Source organism: Microbulbifer flavimaris (assembly GCF_001641755.2).
Classification (GTDB): Bacteria; Pseudomonadota; Gammaproteobacteria; order Pseudomonadales; family Cellvibrionaceae; genus Microbulbifer; species Microbulbifer flavimaris.
The window spans coordinates 47901-70141 of record NZ_LRFG02000007.1 but is presented as its reverse complement, the minus strand read 5'-3'; the positions used below and the strand labels follow the sequence as shown (position 1 = coordinate 70141).

The 22241-nt window shown below is 63.3% G+C and carries 20 protein-coding genes; 11 read left to right on the top strand and 9 right to left on the bottom strand.

The features are described from left to right. Positions 1-28: 28 nt before the first annotated feature. A complete protein-coding gene (uvrA, locus tag AWR36_RS15125; RefSeq protein WP_067086955.1) occupies positions 29-2854 on the bottom strand; it encodes an excinuclease ABC subunit UvrA in 2826 nt (941 codons plus the stop codon). A gap of 253 nt (positions 2855-3107) precedes the next feature. On the opposite strand from uvrA, the gene AWR36_RS15120 reads away from it, so the two are divergent. The 3 genes from AWR36_RS15120 to AWR36_RS15110 all read left to right on the top strand — a co-directional run bounded on the left by AWR36_RS15120 (position 3108) and on the right by AWR36_RS15110 (position 5810). Next, positions 3108-4274 carry an MFS transporter gene (locus tag AWR36_RS15120; protein ID WP_067086952.1) on the top strand — a complete coding sequence of 389 codons (1167 nt, stop codon included), beginning with the start codon at positions 3108-3110 and terminating at the stop codon, positions 4272-4274. A 99-nt stretch (positions 4275-4373) separates the two neighbouring features. Beyond that, a complete protein-coding gene (gene ssb, locus AWR36_RS15115; RefSeq protein WP_067086949.1) occupies positions 4374-4958 on the top strand; it encodes a single-stranded DNA-binding protein in 585 nt (194 codons plus the stop codon). Between the two features lie 15 nt (positions 4959-4973). Continuing rightward, positions 4974-5810: a sugar nucleotide-binding protein gene (locus AWR36_RS15110; protein ID WP_096866678.1), complete on the top strand. Its 837-nt coding sequence runs from the start codon at positions 4974-4976 to the stop codon at positions 5808-5810. 96 nt (positions 5811-5906) lie between these two features. On the opposite strand, the gene fabB is transcribed toward AWR36_RS15110, so the two are convergent. Together fabB and fabA are read right to left on the bottom strand one after the other, a co-directional pair. Further along, the gene (fabB, locus tag AWR36_RS15105) at positions 5907-7130 is read right to left on the bottom strand and encodes a beta-ketoacyl-ACP synthase I (RefSeq protein WP_067086945.1); all 1224 of its coding nucleotides are present in this window, start codon (positions 7128-7130) and stop codon (positions 5907-5909) included. A gap of 71 nt (positions 7131-7201) precedes the next feature. After that, a complete protein-coding gene (fabA, locus tag AWR36_RS15100; protein WP_067086942.1) occupies positions 7202-7726 on the bottom strand; it encodes a 3-hydroxyacyl-[acyl-carrier-protein] dehydratase FabA in 525 nt (174 codons plus the stop codon). A 267-nt stretch (positions 7727-7993) separates the two neighbouring features. Here fabA and galU point away from each other — a divergent pair, with 267 nt between their 5' ends. Both galU and AWR36_RS15090 read left to right on the top strand, forming a co-directional pair. Beyond that, a complete protein-coding gene (galU, locus tag AWR36_RS15095) occupies positions 7994-8845 on the top strand; it encodes a UTP--glucose-1-phosphate uridylyltransferase GalU (protein ID WP_067086938.1) in 852 nt (283 codons plus the stop codon). An 11-nt stretch (positions 8846-8856) separates the two neighbouring features. After that, positions 8857-10206, top strand: a complete 1350-nt coding sequence (locus AWR36_RS15090) for a phosphohexomutase domain-containing protein (protein ID WP_067086935.1) — start codon at positions 8857-8859, stop codon at positions 10204-10206. 489 nt (positions 10207-10695) lie between these two features. On the opposite strand, the gene AWR36_RS15085 is transcribed toward AWR36_RS15090, so the two are convergent. Beyond that, entirely contained in the window at positions 10696-11658 is a 963-nt protein-coding gene (locus AWR36_RS15085) for a polyprenyl synthetase family protein (RefSeq protein ID WP_067086931.1), read from the bottom strand. A gap of 238 nt (positions 11659-11896) precedes the next feature. On the opposite strand from AWR36_RS15085, the gene rplU reads away from it, so the two are divergent. The 4 genes from rplU (at position 11897) to proB (ending at position 15014) form a co-directional block, all read left to right on the top strand. Beyond that, positions 11897-12208 carry a 50S ribosomal protein L21 gene (rplU, locus tag AWR36_RS15075; RefSeq protein WP_067086925.1) on the top strand — a complete coding sequence of 104 codons (312 nt, stop codon included), beginning with the start codon at positions 11897-11899 and terminating at the stop codon, positions 12206-12208. A gap of 18 nt (positions 12209-12226) precedes the next feature. Then, a complete protein-coding gene (rpmA, locus tag AWR36_RS15070) occupies positions 12227-12484 on the top strand; it encodes a 50S ribosomal protein L27 (protein ID WP_067086922.1) in 258 nt (85 codons plus the stop codon). Positions 12485-12624: 140 nt separating this feature from the next. Then, positions 12625-13827 carry an Obg family GTPase CgtA gene (gene cgtA / locus AWR36_RS15065; RefSeq protein WP_067086918.1) on the top strand — a complete coding sequence of 401 codons (1203 nt, stop codon included), beginning with the start codon at positions 12625-12627 and terminating at the stop codon, positions 13825-13827. A 53-nt stretch (positions 13828-13880) separates the two neighbouring features. Beyond that, the gene (gene proB / locus AWR36_RS15060) at positions 13881-15014 is read left to right on the top strand and encodes a glutamate 5-kinase (RefSeq protein ID WP_067086914.1); all 1134 of its coding nucleotides are present in this window, start codon (positions 13881-13883) and stop codon (positions 15012-15014) included. A 69-nt stretch (positions 15015-15083) separates the two neighbouring features. On the opposite strand, the gene rpsT is transcribed toward proB, so the two are convergent. The 5 genes from rpsT to AWR36_RS16270 form a co-directional block, all read right to left on the bottom strand. Beyond that, entirely contained in the window at positions 15084-15350 is a 267-nt protein-coding gene (gene rpsT, locus AWR36_RS15055) for a 30S ribosomal protein S20 (protein WP_067086911.1), read from the bottom strand. A 90-nt stretch (positions 15351-15440) separates the two neighbouring features. Then, entirely contained in the window at positions 15441-17513 is a 2073-nt protein-coding gene (locus AWR36_RS15050) for an ATP-binding protein (protein WP_067086907.1), read from the bottom strand. A gap of 38 nt (positions 17514-17551) precedes the next feature. After that, entirely contained in the window at positions 17552-18241 is a 690-nt protein-coding gene (pdsR, locus tag AWR36_RS15045) for a proteobacterial dedicated sortase system response regulator (protein WP_067087115.1), read from the bottom strand. A gap of 135 nt (positions 18242-18376) precedes the next feature. Continuing rightward, positions 18377-19066, bottom strand: a complete 690-nt coding sequence (locus AWR36_RS15040) for an OmpA family protein (RefSeq protein ID WP_067086904.1) — start codon at positions 19064-19066, stop codon at positions 18377-18379. A 156-nt stretch (positions 19067-19222) separates the two neighbouring features. Continuing rightward, a complete protein-coding gene (locus AWR36_RS16270) occupies positions 19223-19360 on the bottom strand; it encodes a hypothetical protein (protein WP_156417401.1) in 138 nt (45 codons plus the stop codon). A 172-nt stretch (positions 19361-19532) separates the two neighbouring features. Here AWR36_RS16270 and murJ point away from each other — a divergent pair, with 172 nt between their 5' ends. Together murJ and ribF are read left to right on the top strand one after the other, a co-directional pair. Then, a complete protein-coding gene (gene murJ / locus AWR36_RS15035) occupies positions 19533-21140 on the top strand; it encodes a murein biosynthesis integral membrane protein MurJ (RefSeq protein ID WP_231745364.1) in 1608 nt (535 codons plus the stop codon). A gap of 75 nt (positions 21141-21215) precedes the next feature. Continuing rightward, positions 21216-22205 carry a bifunctional riboflavin kinase/FAD synthetase gene (ribF, locus tag AWR36_RS15030; RefSeq protein WP_067086896.1) on the top strand — a complete coding sequence of 330 codons (990 nt, stop codon included), beginning with the start codon at positions 21216-21218 and terminating at the stop codon, positions 22203-22205. Positions 22206-22241: the final 36 nt, after the last annotated feature.

Here is a 22241-nt window from a genome sequence, read left to right as displayed (position 1 = left end):
AGCCGCTGGCCCGCCCCCCGGGATCCGGTCAGAACAGGATCGGCTTCAGGAAGCGGCCGGTGTGCGAGCGCTCGGTCTCCGCCACATCTTCCGGTGTACCGGTGGCGATGATTTCACCCCCGCCGGAGCCGCCTTCCGGGCCCAGGTCCACGATCCAGTCCGCGGTCTTGATCACGTCCAGGTTGTGCTCGATCACCACGATGGTGTTGCCGTGATCGCGCAGGCGGTGCAACACGTCCAGCAATAACTGGATGTCCGCAAAATGCAGGCCGGTGGTGGGCTCGTCGAGAATATACAGGGTCTGGCCCGTATCCCGCTTGGACAGTTCCCGTGACAGCTTTACCCGCTGTGCCTCGCCGCCGGAGAGGGTGGTGGCCGCCTGGCCCAGTTTGATGTAGGAGAGGCCCACGTCCATCAGGGTCTGCAGTTTCTTGGCAATGGCCGGCACCGCATCGAAGAATTCCCGTGCCTCTTCCACGGTCATCTCCAGCACCTCGTGAATATTCTTGCCCTTGTAGTGGACCTCCAGGGTCTCACGGTTGTAACGCTTACCCTTACAGGTGTCACAGGGGACGTAGATATCCGGCAGGAAGTGCATCTCCACCTTGATGACGCCATCGCCCTGGCAGGCTTCGCAGCGGCCGCCCTTGACGTTGAAGCTGAACCGGCCGGGTTTATAACCACGGGAACGCGCTTCCTGGGTGCCGGCAAACAGGTCGCGGATCGGAGTAAAAATCCCCGTGTAGGTGGCCGGGTTGGAGCGGGGGGTACGACCGATGGGGCTCTGGTCGATATCGACGCACTTGTCGAAGTGCTCCAGTCCCTCGACGGCTTTGTGGGGGGATGCCTTCAGGGTGGTGGCTTTGTTCAGCTCTGTGGCGGCCAGTGGGTACAAGGTGGCGTTGATCAGGGTCGACTTGCCGGAGCCGGAGACACCAGTGACACAGGTGAACAGCCCCACCGGAATTTCCAGGGTCACCTCCTTCAGGTTGTTGCCGGTGGCGCCCTCGATTCGCAGCATATACTCGGGGTCGGGCACATAGCGCTCCTCCGGTACAGCGATCTCCTTTTTGCCAGAGAGGTACTGGCCGGTAAGTGAGCGCTCGCACTCTGCGATTTTCTCCGCCGAACCCGCCGCGACCACCTCACCGCCGTGCACACCGGCTCCCGGGCCAATATCCACGATAAAGTCGGCACTGCGAATCGCATCCTCATCGTGCTCCACCACGATCACGGTATTGCCGATGTCCCGCAGATGGGTGAGGGTGTTCAGCAGCCGCTCGTTATCCCGCTGGTGCAGGCCGATAGAGGGCTCGTCGAGAATGTACATGACGCCGACGAGGCCGGCACCGATCTGGCTGGCCAGGCGGATGCGCTGCGCCTCGCCGCCGGACAGAGTCTCGGCGCTGCGATTCAACGTCAGATAATTGAGACCCACGTCCACAAGAAAGCGGAAGCGGTCCCGGAGTTCCTTGAGAATCTTGTCCGCGATCTCTTTCTGCGCGCCGCTGAACTGGAGCTGGTGATCGAAATAGTCGAAAGCCTCGCCCACTGGCAGCTCGGTGATCTGGGAAAGGGTGCGATTGTCCACAAACACGTTGCGGGCTTCGCGGCGCAGGCGGGTGCCGCTGCACTCCGGGCAGTTCTGGGTACTCAGGTACTTGGCCAGTTCATCGCGCACAGACTGGGACTCGGTATCCCGATAGCGGCGCTGGAAGTTGGGGATGATGCCCTCGAACGTGTGGCGCCGAACAGTGACGTCGCCGCGGTCGTTGACATAGCTGAAGTCGATCACGGTGTCGCCACTGCCGTGGAGGATTACCTGGCGGTCCTTCTTGCGCAGCTTGTTCCAGGGGGTGTCCAGATCAAAGCCGTAGTGCTCCGCCAGCGAGTCCAGCATGTGGTAGTAGTAGATATTGCGCCGGTCCCAGCCTCGAATGGCGCCTTCGGAGATGCTGCTCTCCGGGTCCATGATGACCTTGTCCTCGTCGAAGAACTGCTTGACCCCCAGGCCGTCGCAGCTGGGGCAGGCGCCCGCCGGGTTGTTGAAAGAAAAGAGACGCGGCTCCAGTTCATTCAGTGAGTAATCACACACCGGGCAGGCGTGGCGGGCAGAGAATAGCCGTTCTTCCTGATCGCCCTCCATAAAGGCGATGGAGGCAATGCCGTCGGTGAGCGTCAGGGCGGTTTCGAAGGATTCTGCCAGGCGGAGCTGCAGGTCCTCGCGTACCTTGAACCGGTCCACCACCACCTCGATGGTGTGTTTTCTGCGCTTGTCCAGGTTGGGGGTGTCGTCCAGGTCACATACGGTACCGTCGATGCGTGCGCGCACGAAGCCGTCACGGCGCAGGCGCTCGAACACGTGCAGGTGCTCGCCCTTACGGTCGCGCACCACCGGCGCCAGCAGCATGATCTTGGTGCCCTCCGGCATGGCCAGTACCTGGTCCACCATCTGGCTGATGGTCTGCGCCTGCAGCGGCTCGCCGTGATCCGGGCAGCGGGGTTCGCCGACACGGGCGAACAGCAGGCGCAGGTAATCGTAAATCTCGGTGATGGTGCCCACGGTGGAGCGGGGGTTGTGGGAGGTGGACTTCTGCTCGATAGAGATGGCCGGTGACAGTCCCTCGACGGTGTCGACATCCGGTTTCTCCATCATTGACAGGAACTGGCGGGCATAGGTGGAGAGGGATTCCACATAGCGGCGCTGGCCCTCGGCATAGAGGGTGTCGAAAGCGAGTGAGGACTTACCAGAGCCGGACAGCCCGGTGATCACGATAAGTTTGTCGCGGGGAATATCCAGATCGATATTCTTCAGGTTGTGGGTGCGCGCACCCCGTACATAAATCGTGTCCACGCTTCGTCCTATACCGGCTGGGAGAAAACGGTCAAGTATAAGCCCGCTGTCAAGTGGGCCAAAACCGCAACCCGGGTTTCTCTACTTCCCGCCTTTACGGTAGAGGCCCGGGGGCCGGATCCCAACATTGGCCGCTGTCTTCATGCTTCGATGACGCACCGGTCGGGTCATTGCCGGAGTGGCCACTGACCAACCCGCCCGCCGCTGGTACAATGCGCGCCCTCAAGCCATTGTTGTCGTCCCGGATTACTCCATGAATGTCACTGAGCGCCGCGCCCTCGCGGGTCTCGCTTCCCTGTACGTTTTCCGCATGCTCGGTCTGTTCATGGTGCTGCCGGTACTGTCCGTGTACGGCGCGGATTATGAGGGGAGCACCCCGGCCCTGCTGGGCATTGCCCTGGGGGCTTACGGCCTGAGCCAGGCACTGCTGCAGATCCCGCTGGGTATGCTGTCGGATCGCTGGGGTCGCAAGCCGGTGATCTATACCGGTCTGGCGATTTTTGCCCTCGGCAGCATGGTGGCGGCGCAGACGGATTCCGTTTACGGGCTGATTGCGGGGCGTATTCTGCAGGGTTGTGGCGCCATTGCCGCAGCCACGATGGCGCTGATGGCGGACCTGACCCGCTACGAGAATCGCGGCAAGGCGATGGCGGCCATCGGTGCAGCCATCGGCTTGGCATTCATGCTGGCGGTGATTCTCGGTCCGGTTCTGGCCGGGGCAGGGGGCCTGGCAGCCATCTTCTGGGTGACCGCCGCCCTGGCGGTACTGGGGCTGCTGATTGCCTGGCGACTGGTCCCCGATCCGCAGGAGGCCCGGGGACCGGGCGTCTACCGGGGCGGCTTCCGTGCGCTGATGGGCAATGGGGAGATCTGGAAGCTGGTCAGTGGGGTTTTCTTTTCCCACCTTTTGCTCACCGCAATGTTCGTGCCCCTGCCGCCGTTGCTGGTGGCGGAGCTGGGTCTGCCGGGGGCGGAACACTGGAAGCTCTATGGCCCGCTGATGCTCGGTTCGTTTGTGCTGATGCTACCGTTGATGCGCCTCGCAGAGCGTAGCGGCCGGGTGCCGCAGGCCCTGGGACTCGCAGCTGCTGGTCTCGCGGCGGGCAGTATGGCCCTCTGGGCGGGCAGCGGCTGGCTTGTCATCGCGCTGCTGGCGGTGTTTTTTATCGCCTTCAACCTGCTGGAAGCATTGCTGCCGGCTCAGTTGACCCGCTCGGCTCCTGCCGAGGCCCGTGGGGGCGCATCGGGGCTTTACGCCACCTTGCAGTTCCTGGGCGCCTTTGTCGGCGGTGCGCTGGGTGGCTACCTGTATGGTCTGGGCGGTCCCGGAGCGGTAGCATTCCTGGGGCTGGCAGTCGTCATCCTGTGGGGCCTGCTCTGGTGGCGGCTGAGGGCGCGCCTGTTGTATGCTGCTGGATAAATATCCAAATGATCGCCGCCCCCGCCGGGCAGGCGGTGCTGTAAACCTGAATTGAAATTCGCGGATCACTGATCCGCACGCACGAGAGAGGAGAGGCCAATGGCCCGGGGAATCAACAAAGTCATCCTGATCGGCAATCTGGGCGCGGATCCGGAAACCCGCTATATGCCCAGCGGTGGCGCAGTCACCAATGTGAATCTGGCGACCTCCGAGACCTGGAAGGACAAGCAGACCGGCCAGCAGCAGGAGCGCACCGAATGGCACCGGGTGGTGTTCTTCAATCGCCTGGCGGAGATTGCCGGCGAATACCTGCGCAAGGGCAGCAAGGTTTATATCGAGGGCAGCCTGCGCACCCGCAAGTGGCAGGACAAGAACAGCGGCCAGGACCGTTACACCACCGAAATCGTCGCCAGCGAGATGCAGATGCTGGATGGCCGCGGTGAGCAGGGCGGCTATGGCCAGGGCCAGGGAATGGGCGGCTATGACCAGCAGGGGCAGGGTGGCTACCAGCAACAGGGTGGCGGATTCCAGCAGGGCGGCCAGCCGGGCTACGGCCAGGGTAACGCAGCTCCCTCTCCCATGGCTCCCTCCCAGGGCGGTGGTCAGGCCGGCGGCAACCAGGGCGGTAACAAGGCGCCTGCCGGGGGCTTCGACAACAGCTTCGACGACGACATCCCCTTCTAAGGATCTGCCGGTCCCGTGCAAATTCATCACACCGGCTACGCTCCGGATTCCGTCGCGGTTATCGGCTCCGGCAGTAAAGTTGACGGCATGTTGCAGAAGCGTCTGCAGCGTGCCGGTTTTCGCGTTCAGTTGCTGAATGCGGACGAACTCGATCAGCTGCGGTCCGGGGCCATTGTGGTGAACGCGATCTGTCTCGGCGGCAGTGAGACAATGGACGGGGCCCTGCAGGCCTGCCGCACACTGGCAGCCAGCGAGACCGGGCCGCTGGTGCATATCTCCTCCTACCGGGTTTTCCCCGGAGGTACCCGCAAACGCTACGACGAGGACGACGAGCCCGCACCGAATTCGGAGCAGGGCGAAATGTGGCTCGCCTGCGAAGAGGCCCTGCGGGGCAGGGCGGGCGTGACCACCCTGCGCTTTGGCTGGCTGGTGGACCGCAACGAGCAGGCCCTGCTCGGTCGTATTCTGGCCGGGATTCTCTCGGGCAAGTCACTGGAACTCGACGACCAGAGCCGCGGCAGCCCGGTGACTCTGACGGACCTCTGCCGCGTGGTCGTGGCAGTGGTGCAGCAGCTGGCCAGTGGCGCGCTGCAGTCTGGCACTTACCATTACGGTGCGGCGGATGCCTGTACTGCCTACGAATTCGGCCGCGAGGTGCTGGAACGGGCGCAGTCCTTTTACGATGAGGACTTTGGTGTGGCGTTGAGCCCGCTTCCTGAGGCCGAGAATCACAGCGCGGTACTGGCCTCCGAAAAGCTGCGCGATGTGTTCGGTATTCAGCAGCGCAGCTGGCGTCAGGGGCTGACCCGTCAGGTGGAGCTCTGGCTGGAGCGCCTGGGCAGCACCAAATAAGCAGCGCCAAATAAACTGGCGCCCACAAAAAAGGCGGAACCGCTTCCGGTTCCGCCCTCTCGCTGAGTCAGCGAATCTCTTTCAAGCTTGCCCCGATCAGACCTTGTCAAAGACCAGGCAGGCGTTAGTGCCGCCGAAGCCGAAGCTGTTGGACAGGGCGCGCTGGATTTTCGCTTCACGCTTCTCAGTCACCAGATCCATGCCCTCGGCCTCGGTGTCCCGGTTCTCGACGTTGGCCGATGCGGCAATGAAGTCGTTCTGCATCATCAGCAGGCTGTAGATCGCCTCCTGCACGCCGGCCGCGCCGAGAGAGTGGCCGGTGAGGGATTTGGTGGAGGCAAATGGCGGTACCTTATCGCCGAAGACTTCGCGCAGGGCGCGCAGTTCTGCCACATCGCCCACCGGTGTGGAGGTGCCGTGGGTGTTGACGTAATCCACGCCGCCTTCCAGCCCCTTGCCGTCCATGCCTGCCAGCGCCTGCTGCATGCAGCGCACCGCGCCCTCGCCGCTCGGGGCCACCATATCGTAGCCATCAGAGGTGGCGCCGTAGCCGGTCAGCTCGGCGTAAATGGTCGCGCCGCGGGCCTTGGCGTGTTCCATCTCTTCCAGCACCAGGCAGCCGCCACCGCCGGCGATCACAAACCCGTCGCGATCGGCGTCGTAGGGTCGCGATGCGCGCTCGGGAGTGTCGTTGTACTTGCTGGAAAGGGCGCCCATGGCGTCAAACAGGTGAGTCAGGCTCCAGGCCAGCTCCTCGCCGCCGCCGGCGAAAACGATATCCTGCTTGCCCATCTGGATCAGCTCGGCACCGTTGCCGATGCAGTGTGCGCTGGTGGCACAGGCGGATGAGATGCTGTAGTTCACGCCCTTGATCTTGAAGGGGGTGGCCAGGCAGGCCGATACGGTGCTGCCCATCACTTGCGGCACCCGGAAGGCGCCCACCCGGCGCACGCCTTTTTCCTTCAGGGTCTGGGCGGCGTCGATGATCGCAGCGGTAGAAGTACCGCCGGAGCCCATGACCAGGCCGGTGCGTGGATTGGAAATATCCCCTTCTTCCAGGCCGGAAGTGCGGATGGCTTCCTGCATGGCGATATAGGCATAAGCCGCCGAATCGCCCATAAAGCGCAGGTGCTTGCGGTCGATATGATCTTTAAAGTCGATATCGACCGGTCCGCCGACCTGACTGCGGAGGCCCAGCTCGCGGTACTCCTCCTGGAAGCGAATGCCGCTGCGGCCCTCTTTCAGGGATGCGGTAACCGCATCCAGATTGGTGCCAATGCAGGACGTGATGCCCATTCCGGTGATCGCAACCCGACGCATAGTGGTCTCCGTAAAGCTTGTCGACTGAGGACGTTGTTATTTTTTACTCGGCGCGTTACTCGCCGGACTACTCAGAAGTTGTCCGTGCGGGTGAACAGGCCGACGCGCAGGTCCTTGGCGGTGTAAATCTCGCGGCCGTCTACAGAGACGGACCCGTCACCGATACCCATGACCAGCTTGCGCTCGACCAGCCGGCTCATCTGGATATGGTATGTGACTTTCTTCGCTGTGGGCAGAATCTGGCCGGTAAATTTGACTTCACCGCAGCCCAGGGCACGGCCACGGCCGGGGTTGCCCTTCCAGGCCAGGAAGTAGCCGAGCAGTTGCCACATGGCGTCGAGGCCGAGGCAACCGGGCATTACCGGGTCACCCGGGAAGTGGCAGTCAAAGAACCACAGGTCCGGATGGATATCCAGTTCTGCAATCAGCTCGCCCTTGCCATAGGCACCGCCATCTTTGGATACGTGGGTGATGCGATCCAGCATCAGCATATTGGGGGCCGGCAGCTGGGCATTGCCCGGACCGAACATTTCACCCCGAGAACAGGCCAGCAGTTCTTCGCGGGTATAGCTACTTTTCTGAACGAAATTACTCATTTTGTTCCCGATTTTGGGCGTTTTTGCAAGAGCGGGCATTCTAAGGGTTGGGGATTTATTGTCCAGTCGGTCACCGGGCTATTTGTGACTGGCACGGGGTTTGCTGACTAATTCACAGGGGGTTGCTGCCGCAAATGCCCGCCCTCCGGTAGCGCTTTTGGCCCGGCGTGACACGGGGCCTGCGGCTGAATCCGGTCATGAAAATATGGTAACTTGCCTGTCCGGCGCGGGGGAGCGCCGCTTATCGAATATGGGGATGTCATAAGAATGTTGAGAAAATGTCTTTTCCCGGTGGCCGGTTACGGCACCCGGTTCCTGCCCGCCACCAAGGCCATGCCGAAGGAAATGCTGCCGCTGGTGAACAAGCCCCTGGTCCAGTATGGGGTGGAAGAGGCCATCGAGGCTGGTCTCAGTGAGATCGGCTTCGTGACCGGTCGTGGCAAGCGCGCCATCGAGGATCATTTCGATACCAATTTCGAGCTGGAGCACCAGATCTCCGGCACCGGAAAGGAGCGTTACCTGGACAGTGTCCGCCGGGTGATCGACCAGGCCAGCTTTTCCTACACCCGCCAGGGGGAAATGCGCGGTCTCGGTGATGCCATCCTGCAGGGGCAGCGCCTGGTGGGCGACGAGCCTTTCGCAGTCGTACTGGCGGACGACCTGTGCCTCAATGACGACCTGGGCGTGCTGGGCCAGATGGTGGAACTCTACAAGCAGTTCCGCTGCAGCATCGTGGCGGTGGAAGAGGTGCCGCGGGATCAGATCCACAAGTTCGGCGTCATCGCCGGTAACGAGATCAAGCCCGGCCTGTGGCAGGTGACCGACATGGTGGAGAAGCCGCCGGCGGAAGAGGCGCCCAGCAACATGGCCATCATTGGCCGCTATATCCTCACCCCGGATATCTTTGACCTGATCCGCGAGACCCCGCCCGGCAAGAACGGTGAAGTACAGATTACCGACGCGCTGCTGGCCCAGGCCCAGCGCGGATGCGTGCTCGCCTACAACTTCAGGGGTCGTCGCTTCGATTGCGGTTCCGTGGATGGTTTTGTCGAGGCCACCAATTTCGTCTACGAAAATGTCTACCTGCCTGAACAGGCGGAGCTCGAGAAGAAGCAATAAGGAAGAAATTGATGAGTGCACTGACCTGTTTCAAGGCCTACGACCTGCGGGGTCGGGTTCCCGATGAGCTGAATACCGATGTGGCCTACCGCGTAGGCCGCGCCTTTGCCCAGTTTCTGGGTGCTCGCCGGGTGGTTATTGGCCACGATATCCGGCTGACCAGCCCGGAGCTGACCGACTCGCTGGCCGACGGTCTGCGGGACGCCGGTGCCGATGTATTCCACATCGGCGAATGCGGCACGGAAGAAGTCTACTTCGCCACTTTCCACGGTGACTTTGACGGCGGCATCTGCGTGACCGCCAGTCACAATCCCATGGACTACAACGGCATGAAGTTTGTGCGCACCGGCAGCCGCCCAATCAGTGGTGATACCGGGCTCAAGGACATTCAGCGTCTGGCAGAGGAAAACGACTTTGCCCCGGCGGAGAAGCGCGGCGAGCTGAAGCGCTTCGAGCACCGTGCCGATTTCGTACAGCACCTGCTGGGCTATGTGGATCGCGACCAGCTCAAGCCGCTGAAACTGGTGGTCAACGCCGGTAACGGTGGTGCCGGCTCAGTGGTTGATGCCCTTGCCCCGAACCTGCCGTTCGAGTTCATCCGTGTGCACCATGAGCCCAACGGCAACTTCCCCAACGGCATCCCCAACCCGCTGCTGCCGGAGAACCGCACCTCCACCGCCCAGGCTGTCAAAGACAGTGGCGCTGATTTCGGAATCGCCTGGGATGGCGACTTCGACCGCTGCTTCTTCTTTGATGAGAACGGCGACTTCATCGAGGGTTACTACGTGGTGGGCCTGCTGGCGGAAGCCTTCCTGCTCAAGCAGCGGGGCGCCAAGATCGTGCACGACCCGCGCCTGACCTGGAACACGGTGGATATCGTGCGCGCGGCTGGCGGCGAGCCGGTGCAGAGCAAGACCGGCCACGCCTTTATCAAGGAGCGGATGCGCAAGGAAGATGCCATCTACGGTGGCGAGATGAGCGCGCATCATTACTTCCGTGATTTTGCCTACTGCGATAGCGGCATGATCCCCTGGTTGCTGGTGGCAGAGCTGGTCAGCCGCAGCGGCAAGACCCTGTCACAGCTGGTGGGTGAGCGTATGGCCGCTTTCCCGTGTTCCGGCGAGATCAACTCCAAGGTGGAAGATCCTGCAGCACTGCTGAAAGCGGCGGAAGAGAAGTATGCCGCGGATGCCGAAAGCGTCGAGCACGTAGACGGCCTCAGCGTCGCGTTTGCCGATTGGCGCTTCAATCTGCGCATGTCCAACACCGAGCCGGTGGTTCGCCTGAATGTGGAGTCCCGTGGTGATACAGCGCTGATGCAGGAGAAAACAGAAGAGCTGCTGAAATTGATTCGCGGCTGATCGGCTCCTGTAGTGGTCTCATGAAGGGCGGACATTGTGTTCGCCCTTTTTTATTGGCTGCTTTGTTGGTGTGGGGCGGGCTAGCCGCGCTCTGGTCCGGCTTTGTGGCGGCTGGGGCCCCGGGTGCACCATTTCGAAAACGCTGTGAATACGTCCCTGTATGCTCCGTCGGCGACGTCCCTGTCGCCGACGGTTTCGAAATGGTGCACCCGGCACCTTGCCTTAGCCTTGGGCTGATAGCTTCGCTGCACCCGTAGTGCTGGTGAGTGTGTTTTTATTTGTGGTGAGGTGAGTGTGCTGGTGTCGGTCGCGCTCCCCTGACGGCGAGCGCATTCTTGCCGGATGAAGGCGCTGTTGCTGGTGAATACCTGCCGGACCTTACGCGGCCAAGGACGGCCGCGTAGAGCCTACAGGGATGTATTCACGGCGTGTCCGGCAGGTGTTCGCCTGCGGCAGTGCCGCCACGGAGGTGGTGGCGTGTTCGGGACGTTACACAGTTCGCTCAACTGCAAAACTCGCCAGCTGCTGCAGCGCAGTCTTCTGCTCTCCTTCTGGCAGGAACGTCAGCTGATCCTTCGCTTCACCTACCGCCGCGCGCGCCCGTTCCATGGTGTAATCCAACGCGCCACAGTCCTCGATGGCGGTGACGATTTCGGTCAGGCGCTGGTCACTGCGCTGTTCGATGGCCTCCCGCACCAGCGCCGCCTGCTCGGTGGTGCCGTTGGCCATGGTGTAGATCAGGGGCAGGGTGGGTTTGCCCTCGGCCAGGTCGTCGCCGACATTCTTGCCCAGTTCTTCCGGGTTGCCACGGTAGTCCAGGGCGTCGTCCACCAGCTGGAAGGCCAGCCCCAGGTGGCGGCCATACAGTTTCAGTGCCGTGCGCTCGTCCGGGCTGCAGCCCGCCAGCACTGCCGCGGTCTCACAGGCGGCCTCGAACAGGGCGCCGGTTTTCTTGTGAATGACGGTGAGATAGTTTTCCTCGCTGACCTGCGGGTCCCCCGCGTTCACGAGTTGCTGCACCTCGCCCTCTGCAATGGTGTTGGTGGTGTCGGACAGCACCGCCATGATGTCCATGTCCTTCAGCGCTACCATCATCTGGAAGGCGCGGGAGTAGAGGAAATCGCCGACCAGGACGGCCGGTGCGTTGCCCCACTTGGCATTGGCGGTCAGGCGGCCGCGGCGCCGCTCGGAGGTGTCCACCACATCATCGTGAAGCAGGGTGGCGGTGTGGATAAACTCGATAATGGTGGCCAGGTCGATATGGTTCTGGCCCCGGTAGCCCGCCGCCCGGGCGCAGAGCAGCACCAGTAGTGGGCGCAGGCGCTTGCCGCCGGCTTCGACCAGGTAGTGGCCGATGTTTTCCACCAGGGGAACATCCGAGTGCAATTGGTCGAGAATGCGCTGATTGACCGCGGCGAAGTCGTCCGCGGCGACCCGGTGGAAAGGCAACATGGGTGGGTTCCTTATACTGCTTTATAGGGCTGTCAGAGTCGCCGGCGCTGCGGCGCGGGCGCTATTGTATCAACGACGGGAATTGATTAGAATCTGCGCCCCGTTTGACCGGCCCTCGCGGCCCGTCGGGGACAAGCTGTTTAAAACACACGGCGCAAGCTCCCGAAATGCGGAGCAGTGACTACCAGGTTCTGGTGTCTGCCCGCTGCTTCGTGTCGTCCATCCGGAGCATAGAGATATGTACGCTGTAATTGAGAGCGGTGGCAAGCAGCACCGCGTAGAAGAGGGCGAAGTACTTCGCCTGGAGAAGCTGGAAGTTGCAACCGGCGATTCCATCGATTTTGACAAGGTACTGATGGTCGTCGACGGCGACAAGATCAACATCGGTGCCCCCGTTGTAGACGGCGCTAAAGTGACTGCCGAAGTGGTCAGCCACGGCCGCGGCGAGAAGGTGAAAATCATCAAGTTCCGCCGTCGCAAGCACTCCATGAAGCGCCAGGGCCACCGTCAGTGGTACACCGAAGTTAAAATCACTGGCATCAAGGCATAAGCAGAGGAGTAACGACTCATGGCACACAAGAAAGCTGGCGGTAGTACGCGCAATGGGCGCGATTCCGAAAGTAAACGCCTGGGCGTGAAGCGCTTTGGCGGCCAGGCCGTAGCGGCAGGCAACATCATCGTGCGTCAGCGCGGCACCAAGTTCCACGCCGGCGTTAACGTTGGTATGGGCAAGGACCACACCCTGTTCGCCACTGCGGACGGCGTTGTGAAGTTCGAAGTGAAAGGCCCCAACAACCGCAAGTTCGTTTCTATCGAAACTGCCTAAGCGGTTACCAGCCTTAGCTTCACGAAAGCCCCGCACATTGCGGGGCTTTTTTGTTTTGGCTCCTGCGGGAGCGGGTAGGAAAAGATTGCGCAGGTTACACTGCCAGAGAGAGAAGCAGCCGCTAGCGCGGTGGAGAGAGCATGAAATTTGTCGATGAGGCGCCCATATACGTACAGGCTGGCAAGGGTGGCAACGGCTGCCTGAGCTTCCGCCGGGAAAAATTCGTCGAAAAGGGCGGCCCCGACGGCGGTGATGGCGGTGACGGCGGCTCCGTCTACCTGGTTGCCGATGAGTCCCTGAACACCCTGGTGGACTACCGCTACCAGCCCCGCTACAAGGCCGAGAGCGGCGAGCCCGGGCGCGGGCGCAATTGTACCGGCGCCAAGGGAGAAGACCTGGAGCTCAAAGTGCCTGTGGGCACAACGGTGATCGATACCGACACCGGCGAGACGCTTGGCGATCTCACCGAGCCCGGCGAGCGCCTGATGGTGGCCCAGGGTGGCTGGCACGGGCTGGGCAATACCCGCTACAAATCCAGCACCAACCGGGCCCCCCGCCAGACCACCAACGGTACCCCGGGTGAGGAGCGCAGCCTCAAGCTGGAGCTCAAGGTGCTGGCGGATGTGGGTATGCTGGGCCTGCCCAATGCGGGCAAGTCCACCTTTATCCGTGCCGTTTCCGCTGCCAGGCCGAAGGTCGCCAATTATCCGTTCACCACCCTGGTGCCGAACCTGGGGGTGGTACAGGTGGAGAGGCACCGCAGCTTTGTGATCGCCGATATTCCCGGCCTGATCGAAGGGGCCGCCGAGGGCGCAGGGCTCGGCATTCGCTTCCTCAAACACCTGACCCGCTGTCGCGTTCTTTTGCACCTGGTGGACCTGGCGCCATTCGATGGCACCGACCCGGTGGAAAATGCCCGCGCGATCGAGCGCGAGCTCGAGTCATTCAGTCCCACGCTCGCCGGTCGCGAGCGCTGGCTGGTTCTCAATAAGACCGACCTGGTGCCGGCGGCAGAACTGGACGAGCGCTGCGAGGCGATCGTGCAGGCGCTCGACTGGAAAGGGCCGGTATTCCGGGTGGCCGCTATCCGCAAGGAGGGCACCGGTGAGCTGGCCGGGCGCCTGATGGACTACCTGGAGGAGCGCAAGGAAGAGGAGGCTGCCAATCCCGAGCTGCTCGAAGCGGAGCTGGAGGCGCAGCGGCAGATGCAGCGCGAGGCTCGCCAGCGGATCGAGGAGCTGCGCGAGGCGCACCGGGCCAAGCGTCGCACCGATCAGGACGAGGGTGACGATGATGATTGGGACGACGATGACCACGACGTCGATATAGAATACCGCCACTGAGGTCGGGAGGGCCGGCCTCTGCGCCCCGCTTTGGGGGCAGTTTCGGGGGGAACATGGATTTCGTAGCGGCTCGCCAGCGACTGGCAAAAACCCGGCGCTGGGTGATCAAAATCGGCAGCGCACTGATCACCGACAATGGCCGCGGTGTGAACCGCGACGCCATTTTTCAATGGGCCAGCCAGATGGCCGCACTCCGCGCCCGCGGAATCGAGGTGCTGCTGGTGTCCTCCGGGGCGGTAGCGGCGGGAATGGATCGTCTTGGCTGGCGCAAGCGCCCGGACTCCATTCACCAGCTGCAGGCGGCTGCCGCGGTGGGGCAGAGCCACCTGGTGCAGGTGTATGAGCAGGCGTTCGGCCAGTTCGACTGCCGCACCGCGCAAATCCTCCTCGACCACGACGACCTCTCCAATCGCACCCGCTACCTCAACGCCCGCAGCACCCTGCGGACGCTCCTTTCTCACGGTGTGGTGCCGGTGATCAACGAAAATGACACCGTGGTCACCGACGAGATCCGCTTCGGCGACAATGACACCCTGGCGGCGCTGGTGGCCAACCTGGTGGAGGCCGAGGCACTGCTGATCCTTACCGATGCCGATGGCCTGTTTACCGAGGATCCCCGGGACAATCCCGCTGCCGAGCTGATTCGCGAGGGCGCCGCTGGGGATGCGGCGCTGATGGCTATGGCCGGCGATTCCCGCAGTGGTCTCGGTCGCGGCGGGATGACCACCAAGGTGCGCGCCGCGCAGCTGGCGGCCCGCTCCGGGGCCTGTACCGTTATCGCCGGTGGTGTGGTGGAGAGTGTGATCGAGCGGGTCAGTGCCGGGGAGCGTCTGGGCACACTGCTATTACCGGAGGCGGACCCGATGACGGCGCGCAAGCGCTGGCTGGCCGGTCAGCTGCAGGTCCGCGGCAAGTTGATACTGGATGAGGGCGCTGAGCGCGCGCTGCTGGAGAGTGGCCGCAGCCTGCTGGCGGTGGGTGTCAATGCCGCGGAGGGGCATTTCCGTCGCGGTGAATTGGTGTCCTGCTGCAACGGGGCGGGGGTAGAGATTGCCCGTGGACTGGTGAACTATGACAGCAGTGAAACGGGCCGTATCGTGGGGCAGCCTTCAGAGCGCTTCATCGAGTTGCTTGGCTACCGGGATGACGAGGAGTTGATCCATCGCGATAACCTGATCCTGCTGTAGTGCTGCCGATTGCGGCAACAGAAACAAAAAACCCCGCCGATGGCGGGGTTTTTGCGTTCTGAGCGCGGATCAGGCAGCCAGGGCTTTGATCTTGGCGTTCAGGCGGCTCTTGTGACGGGCGGCCTTATTCTTGTGAATAATGCCCTTGTCCGCCATACGGTCGATGACCGGTACCGCTTCTGCGTAGGCTGTCTTGGCTTTTTCCGCATCACCTGCATCGATGGCCGCAACTACCTTCTTGATGTAGGTGCGCACCATGGAGCGCAGGCTGGCGTTGTGTTTACGGCGCTTGTCGTTCTGGCGCGCGCGTTTCTTCGCTTGAGGTGAGTTGGCCACCGGTTGCTCCTGTTGGAATCTCAAAAACTCTGTAACTAACGGGCCGGGGCCCGATTGGGACGCGACATTATCCCCACAGTTGGTTGTTTGTCAACCGCTTCCGGGGGCTTCTGCAATGGCCCTGTCGCCAGTCACTCCCCGTGGCAGCAACAGCGTGAAGACCGCGCCACTGCGGTCCGCGCGGTTAGCGGCTGCCAGCCGCCCGCCATGGAATTCCGCGATCAGGCGGGCGATGTAGAGGCCGAGCCCCAGATGGCCGCCGCGGTCGCCGCCCGGGCGCACCGAGACCAGTGAGTCGAACAGCTTGCGGTCGAAGCCGTCGGGCAGGGCCGGGCCCTCATTCTCCACCTGCAGGCAGTATCCATCGCCATGGTGCCGGGCGCGCACCAGTATCTCGCTGTCTTGCGGGGCAAAGCTCACCGCATTGTCCACCAGCTTATCCATCAGCTGTGCCAGCAGCTCCGGAGCGCCATGGCAGCGAAGCTCGCCCTCCGGGCGCTCGAGGCGAAAACGGTGCTGGGGGTGTGCGTCCTGGTAGCACTGCACCAGTGCCTGCAGCAGGTCTGCCAGGTCAAAGGATTCGCGCTCTGCGTGGCGAATGCTCGCTTCCAGGTCACTGGCTGCTGAAAGGCTGTTGAGGATGCCGCTCAGGCGCGCACCGCCCTCCTGCGCCCGTTCCGCGTAGCGCCGGCTGTCCGCTGGCAGCTCAGCCATGGCGAGGTTGTCCAGGGAGGAGCGCACCACCGCCAGTGGAGTGCGGAGTTCGTGGGAGAGCTTGCTCGCCAGCGTTCGCAGGTAGTGGTGGTACCGGTCCAGCTCGCCGAGCAGATCGGCAAAGGCGCGATTGAGATCGCCCAGCTCATCGCCCAGACGGGCGCGGGGGAAATTGCCGCGCAGGCGCCCGCTGCTGTCGATGGCGTTGGTGGCGGCGCGGTGCAGGCGCCGCACCCGCCAGGAAAGCCAGCTGGCGTAGCCCAGCAGCAACAGTGCGGCGGCACCGGCTGCAGTAGCGGACAGCAGCCACAGGCGGTGGGCGGCAGATTCCGTCAGGGCCAGCACGCTGTCGCCGGACTGGAGCGCGATTACCCTGCCCAGTACGGGGCGCTCGACAATGTCGTCTGCGCGGGTAACGACGGCTGCGCTGACCGCGCCGATACGCCCGTCCAGCGGGGCTCGAAACCAGTGGCTGGCCAGGGAACGGCCGCCGGGCTCGAAGGTGGGCAGGCCGCTCTCGGGCAGTGCCGGCAGGTTGCTCTGCCTCATGAGCCGGCGATAGGCCCAGCTCTGTAGCCAGGGCGTGTCCTGGTCCCGGGGGCGCTGCTGATGCAGCGTACCGGTAGAGGCGAGCAGAAAGCCCTCGCTATCCACGACGGCGAGTCGCAGCCCCGGGCGCCGGAAATGCTCCAGTTCGGCCTGAAGTGCGTTCAGGGGCTGCACCAGCCGGCCCGGTATACCGTCTGCCGGCAGTGTCGAGGCCAGGCGCGCCGGTGAGCCGCCGCTGCTGTTGTGGCGGTCGATGACGGTGATGGCCATTTCGCCATTGGCCAGTTCGCGGGGCAGGCTCAGTTCCAGCTGGTAGCCCCCCGGGGAGGTGGCCCAGCGGCCCCGCAGGCGCAGTTCGCGCTCAACATTGCCCCGGGTGCGGTTGTGCCACAGCGCCGCAGCCGGGCCCTGGCTGGCTACTGGCAGGGTGTAGTGGCGGTCGCCGGCGTGGATTTCCACGGCGTCACCGCTGGCACGGAGCCCCGTGCGGGGATCGTGATAACTGGGGGTATCGTCGTTGACCGTGAGCAGCAGGTAGATCTGCCCGCCGCGCAGACCCAGTGTCGCTCTTGCCAGGGGCGTGTTCTTCTGGTCGGTAAGCAATTGTGGGCTCAGCGACCACTGGCGCCATTCGTCACCGTATCCGTCGACGAGCGGCGGTTGTGGCAGCGGGTTGAGGTAGAGCTGGGCGCCGTGCGGGCGGTGCTGGCGCTCCGGGTCGGCGAGGATGAGGCTGGGGGCGCTGGCCAGGCGCGCGGCCACAGCGCTGGCGGTGGCTTCGAGTGCCTGCAGTTGTCCGGCGGCGAGGGTCTCGTCCACCTGGCGCAGGTACTGGCAGCCGGCCCAGGGCATTGCCAGCGTGACCAGGCTCAGCAGCAACAGTTGTCGACGCAGTTTCACGCCCTGGCCACCTGCAGCTTAACTGACGTCATCGTCGCTCAGGCCTGCCAGCGGTAGCCGAGGCCATAGGCGGTGGCGATGGCATCGAAGGCGCTGTCCACCGCCTGGAACTTGCGGCGAATGCGTTTGACGTGGGAGGTGATGGTGCTGTCGTCGAGGACTACCTGGGCGGCCTCCATCAGCTGGCTGCGGGATTTGACGTGGCCCGGGCGCCGGGCGAGTGCATGCACGATCCAGAATTCGGTCACGGTGAGATCGACGGCCTCACCGCCCCAGCGGCAGTGCAGGCGCTCTACATCCAGTTCCAGTTCGCCCTGTTGCAGGCGCTCGCCCTCATCGTCGCGATTCTTGAGGACGTTTACCCGTCGCAGCAGCGCGTGAATACGGGCCTGCATATGGGGCAGGGAGATGTCCTTGGTGAGGTAGTCATCGGCACCCAGGCGCAGGCCGGAAATGATGTCCAGTTCCGAGTCGCGGGCAGTGAGGAACAGGATCGGCAGGGTCGGCGCCATGGCCCGCAGTTCGCGGCAGAGCTCGAAGCCCCCCTCGATTTCTGCGCCCAGGCCCACATCGATCACCGCCAGGTCTGGCAAGCGCTGGCGGAATGCCTCGAGCGCGGAGGTGCGGCTTTCGTACAGGTTGACGTGATAACCGCTGCGGCGCAGGGCATCGCGATAGTTTTCGGCGATCGCTCGCTCGTCCTCGACAATGGCAATGTTGGGGGTCATGGGCGCTTCGGCGGTTTTTATACGTGCGCGGGCATGATGCCGCATTTCAGCAGTGGAGGCGAGAGAGCGGAGGCTTGGGTCTCCGGGTGCCCTGAGGGCCCCCGGATTTATGATCCCGACAAAAAATTCAGCGGCTCAGAGGCCGGCAGTGGCTTCCGGTACGGCAAAGTAGATGTCCACCCGGCGCTCCATGGCGTAGGCGTCGATATCGCCACGGGGGGCCTGGGAGTAGGTCGCGCCGAGCGCCTTGCGGAGAATCCTGGCGCTGTCGACGCCCTTGGCAACCAGCGCTCTTTGCACGCTGAGCGCGCGCTGGTCAGAAAGTACATTGTTATAGCCGTCACTACCGCGGGGATCCGCATGCCCCTTGAGGTGCACCTGTAACTGGGGATGGCGTTCCAGGAATTCCGCCAGCGCGGAAACCTGGTGCAGCTGCGTCTCGGCAATCTGGTCGTCACCGGTGGTGAAGAATAACTGGAATTGCAGGCTGTCGGCGGCGAGCTGGGTGGCATCGTTGGCCGAGAGGCGCGCTGCGTCCAGTTGGTGGGCCAGGTTGTCCAGTTCGCTGCGGCTCTCTGTCAGTTGTGATGCCAGCATGGTTGCCTCTTCTGCATGTTTGATCTGCTCGCCCAGCCAGGCGCCACCGAGGGCACCGGCGATAAATCCAACGGGTCCGCCTACTGCCGCGCCCGCAACTGCTGCGCCGGTGAAGACGGTGGCCTGCTTGGCCGGGGTGAGTTTCGATCCTTGATACTCTGCGGTGTCCGCCTGGGCGCTGGAAGCGATTGCTGTTCCCAGGGTCACTGCGATTATTACTTTTTTCACTGTCGTTCTCCTTGCGGTTTCTTCGGCGGGCACCATGTCCGGCCCGGTCGAGAGTTATTTAAAAACCGCAAAGAGGCATCGGCATGGCGCCGATGTGGCAAATTCAGGTGCAATTATGGCGAATGCTGGCATTCACCATCCCGCGCACTCCGCGGGCTAATGTTTGCGCCGGAAGCGCTGGTCCCTGGGGGTGTCTATGCGAACTCTCACCCGTTTGGGGCGGGGACCCAGGGCCACAGCAACGTATAGCAGGACTGCCAGCGCCACGGCGATCAGTATTGCGTTGATGGTCATCCGTCATCTCCTTACGCCACCAGTCCCGTGCGGCGCGTGTTTCGCTCTTCCTGAGTATAGTTTGCCTGTGACCTGCCGGTAGGCAAATGTGGTCGCCGGTGGCGCTTGTCTCACACGTTTTGCGATAGACTTGCCGGCCATTCCACCAATGCCGACTCCGGGAGCCAGCACCTTGTCATCAGAGTCCGCCAGTGACGAAAAATCCACCGCCCGCAAGGCGCCCGGGCTGCTGCGCGGCAGTTCCGTGGTTGGCGGGGCAACACTGCTGTCGCGGGTTCTCGGCCTGGTGCGGGATATGGTATTCGCCCGCTTTGCCGGCGCCGGCGCGGCAGCTGATGCTTTCTTCGTCGCCTTCAAAATCCCCAACTTCTTCCGGCGCCTGTTTGCCGAGGGGGCCTTCGCGCAGGCCTTTGTGCCCGTACTGGCGGAGTATAGGCAAAAGGGCGGCATTGCGGCCGCGCGGGAGCTCAACGACCGTGTGGCCGGCGCACTCGGTGGCACCCTCCTGCTGGTGACCCTGTTCGGGATCCTGTGCGCACCGCTGGTGGCGGGAATTTTTGCATTCGGATGGTGGTGGGACGGCGCTGAGCGGGAAAAGTTCGCGCTGGCCACGGACATGCTGCGAATTACCTTCCCCTATCTGATGTTGATATCCCTGACTGGCTTTGCCGGCGCGGTTCTCAACAGCTTTGATCGCTTTGCCATCCCGGCACTCACTCCGGTACTGCTCAACCTGGTGCTAATCGGCGCGGCGGTACTCGGCACCGGCTGGTTTGAGCCGCCGATCATGGCCCTCGCCTGGGGGGTGCTCGCGGCGGGGATAGTGCAGTTGCTGTTCCAGGTGCCCTTCCTGGCCCGCATGGGTCTGTTGCCCAGGCCGAAATGGGACTGGCGTTACCCCGGGGTGCGCAAGATCCTGCGGCTGATGGCGCCGGCGATCTTCGGGGTTTCGGTAACCCAGATCAGCCTGGTGCTGGACACAGTGTTGGCGTCCTTCCTGCCCACCGGCAGTGTGTCCTGGCTGTATTTCTCTGACCGTCTCGTCGAGCTGCCGCTCGGTGTCTTTGGTGTCGCTGTGGCCACGGTCATCCTGCCCAACCTGTCGAGGCAGCATGTGGGCGGTGACCCGCAACGCTTCAGCCAGACCCTGGACTGGGCCCTGCGCTCTGTGACCCTGATCTCCCTGCCCGCGGCGCTGGCGCTGATCGTGCTGGCGGAACCGCTGCTGACCACATTGTTCCAGTACGGGCGTATGGAGCCGCGGGATATGGCAATGGCTGCCTGGTCGCTGCGCGCCTATGCGCTCGGCCTGCTGGGCTTCATGCTGATCAAGGTACTGGCACCGGGCTATTTCGCCCGCCAGGACACCTACACCCCGGTGCGCTTTGGCCTGATTGCCATCGCTGCCAAAATGCTGCTCAGCCTCGCCTTCGTGATCCCGCTGCACCACTATTTCCGCCTCGGCCACATGGGCCTGGCCCTGGCCACCGCGGCCCAGGCGGCCCTAAACGCCTGGTTGCTGTTCAAGGGCTTGCGCCGGGACACGGTTTATCGGCCGGAACGGGGGTGGCCAGTCTTCCTGTTGCGCCTTCTGGCGGCGAACCTGGCGATGGTCGGTCTATTGCTGGCGGCCCTTGCGGTCTGGCCGTCGTGGAGCGACTGGTCCTGGTGGCAACGCGCCTGGCGCATGGGAGTGCTGGTGGCCGGCGGTGGCGGCACCTACCTGCTGGTGTTGCTCGCCAGCGGCCTGCGACCACGCCATTTTCGTGCTCAGGCCTAGCGGCTGTGGCCACTGACCGGCCACCCTGAATCCGCTATACTGCGGCGCTTGATTTTGTGAGGATGGGAAGGCCCCTTGTTCCAGGAGCGCGAACTGATTCGCGGGTTGCACAACCTGCACCCTCGCCACCGCGGTTGCGTGGCCACTATCGGCTCGTTCGATGGAGTGCACCGCGGCCATCAGGCGATCATTGCGCAGGTTCGCGAGCGCGCGCGGGAGCACGGTGTGCCCTCGGTAGCCATGATCTTCGAGCCCCAACCCCACGAGTATTTCTCTGGTGAGCGGGCGCCGGCGCGCCTGATGCGCTTTAAAGAGAAGGTGCTGGCACTGTTCGATGCCGGTGTCGATCGCGTGCTGTGCCTGCAGTTCAATGAGCGCCTGCGCAGCCTGAGCGGTGAGGCGTTTATCCGCCAGATCCTCGTGGATGGCCTCGATGTCCGCCACCTGGTTGTGGGGGATGACTTCCGCTTCGGTTGTGACCGCAGTGGCGACTACCAGCTGCTGCAAAAGATCGGTGCCGAGGCAGGCTACTCCGTGGAAGACACCGCCACCGTGGAGATCCGCGGGGCACGGGTCAGCAGTACGCGCATCCGCCAGGCCCTGCAGGATGGGGATTTCGAGCTGGCGGAAACCCTGCTCGGCAAGCCTTACCAGATTACCGGTCGGGTGGCTCCCGGGCGCGCCCTGGGGCGCGAGCTGGGGGCGCCGACCGCCAATGTGCGCTTGCACCGCTATCGATCGCCCCTAGTCGGCGTCTACACGGTGCGGGTGCGGGCCACCGATGACCGCGAGCTGGCTCCCGGCCGCCGGGAGATCGACGGCGTGGCCAATGTCGGTTTTCGCCCAACAGTAGAGGGCGAGGGCGCCCAGCCACTGCTGGAGGTGAACCTGTTCGACTTTGCCAGCGATCTCTACGGCCGTGAACTGGCGGTGGAGTTCTGTCACAAGCTGCGCGACGAAGAGAAATTCGATTCCCTCGAAATCCTTCGGGCGCAAATCGCCCGGGACATCCGCGATGCGCGGGCCTGGTTTGAAAACAATCCCCGGCCGTCGGATAGCCACTGAATCCACTGCCTCAAGCAAATTTCCAGTCTAGAGCTG

Coding starts and splice junctions, on each gene's coding strand:
- AWR36_RS15120 (WP_067086952.1), top strand. CDS start 3,108: ATGAATGTCACTGAGCGCCGCGCCCTCGCGGGTCTCGCTTCCCTGTAC.
- ssb (WP_067086949.1), top strand. CDS start 4,374: ATGGCCCGGGGAATCAACAAAGTCATCCTGATCGGCAATCTGGGCGCG.
- fabB (WP_067086945.1), bottom strand. CDS start 7,130: ATGCGTCGGGTTGCGATCACCGGAATGGGCATCACGTCCTGCATTGGC.
- fabA (WP_067086942.1), bottom strand. CDS start 7,726: ATGAGTAATTTCGTTCAGAAAAGTAGCTATACCCGCGAAGAACTGCTG.
- galU (WP_067086938.1), top strand. CDS start 7,994: ATGTTGAGAAAATGTCTTTTCCCGGTGGCCGGTTACGGCACCCGGTTC.
- AWR36_RS15090 (WP_067086935.1), top strand. CDS start 8,857: ATGAGTGCACTGACCTGTTTCAAGGCCTACGACCTGCGGGGTCGGGTT.
- AWR36_RS15085 (WP_067086931.1), bottom strand. CDS start 11,658: ATGTTGCCTTTCCACCGGGTCGCCGCGGACGACTTCGCCGCGGTCAAT.
- rplU (WP_067086925.1), top strand. CDS start 11,897: ATGTACGCTGTAATTGAGAGCGGTGGCAAGCAGCACCGCGTAGAAGAG.
- rpmA (WP_067086922.1), top strand. CDS start 12,227: ATGGCACACAAGAAAGCTGGCGGTAGTACGCGCAATGGGCGCGATTCC.
- cgtA (WP_067086918.1), top strand. CDS start 12,625: ATGAAATTTGTCGATGAGGCGCCCATATACGTACAGGCTGGCAAGGGT.
- proB (WP_067086914.1), top strand. CDS start 13,881: ATGGATTTCGTAGCGGCTCGCCAGCGACTGGCAAAAACCCGGCGCTGG.
- pdsR (WP_067087115.1), bottom strand. CDS start 18,241: ATGACCCCCAACATTGCCATTGTCGAGGACGAGCGAGCGATCGCCGAA.
- AWR36_RS16270 (WP_156417401.1), bottom strand. CDS start 19,360: ATGACCATCAACGCAATACTGATCGCCGTGGCGCTGGCAGTCCTGCTA.